Annotated in this window: 1 protein-coding gene; it reads right to left on the bottom strand. The window is 55.7% G+C overall.

Annotated features, from left to right (window positions below; genetic code table 11):
• Positions 1 to 949: immunoglobulin-like domain-containing protein (locus APH25_RS25775; protein WP_177331226.1), on the bottom strand; the 949-nt coding region annotated here is incomplete at both ends.

Raw genomic sequence — 949 nt, 5'->3', positions numbered from 1 at the left:
TACGATCAGGTCGTGGGCCAAGGCGGTGTTGATTTGTACGGTGAACGTGGGTTTGACGTTTTCAGCAACGGAAGTCTGGTCAGCGGTGATAGTGACCAACACCAGATCACCTTGGTTGCCTGTACCAGGAGTACCAGAGCCTGGTTCATCTGTCACAGTGGTAGTGACAGTATCGCCGCTCAGTGTGAGCTTCTCGAAGTTCTCGCCCCCTGAGACTGCCTCGAGTTTGTTAGCCAACGCAGGCTGGCCACCTACATAGACATCGTCAGCAACTGTAATAGTGGCGCTACCGGACGCACTGTTAGCCGGGATAACAACCTTGGTGCCGTCGGTGAGGGTGAAAGTAAGTGCGCCGTGCTGGGTTACGGACAGACCTTGGGCATTGCTCAGCGTAACCGTGTAGGTGACCTGCCCACCTTCGGTGACAGTCGCCTTATCGACGGTCAGCGTTGCAACGACTTCGCTAATGGTATCGGCGATCTGAACAGTGGCTGGGTTACCGATGACCAAGTGCTCGAACGTTGCACCAGGGACACTAGCGTCAGCGATACCCACGGTGACGGAGCCTGGGTCTTTGATGACATCGTCACCTTGAGCCTCAGTCTTGTACACGACTTCGGTTTTACCCGCATCGATAGTGACCTTGTCCCCGTTCGACAGAGTAACGGTGAGCGGGCGATCCAGAGCTTGGCTGACTTTTACGGTGAAGGACGGCTGCTGGTCTTCGGTCACATTGCCATTGCTGACGATGCTGACAGTGACTGTGTCGATGCTGTCATTAATGGTGGTAACAGCCGGGGTCGGACTTGCGTTCAGCTGTTCGAAGTTGCCACCGGTGGCGTCCTTGATCGTTACGCTGACGGTCGAGCCGTTGTTGTACACATCGTTCGGCGGGGTCTGGAAGTCGATGCTGCCTTGAGTCTTGCCTGCTTCAACGGTGATGACCTGG

Source organism: Pseudomonas sp. NBRC 111119 (assembly GCF_001320125.1).
In the GTDB taxonomy this organism is placed as follows: domain Bacteria; phylum Pseudomonadota; class Gammaproteobacteria; order Pseudomonadales; family Pseudomonadaceae; genus Aquipseudomonas; species Aquipseudomonas parafulva.
The sequence above is the reverse complement of the archived record's forward strand: the minus strand, read 5'-3'. Positions and strand labels throughout refer to the sequence as shown.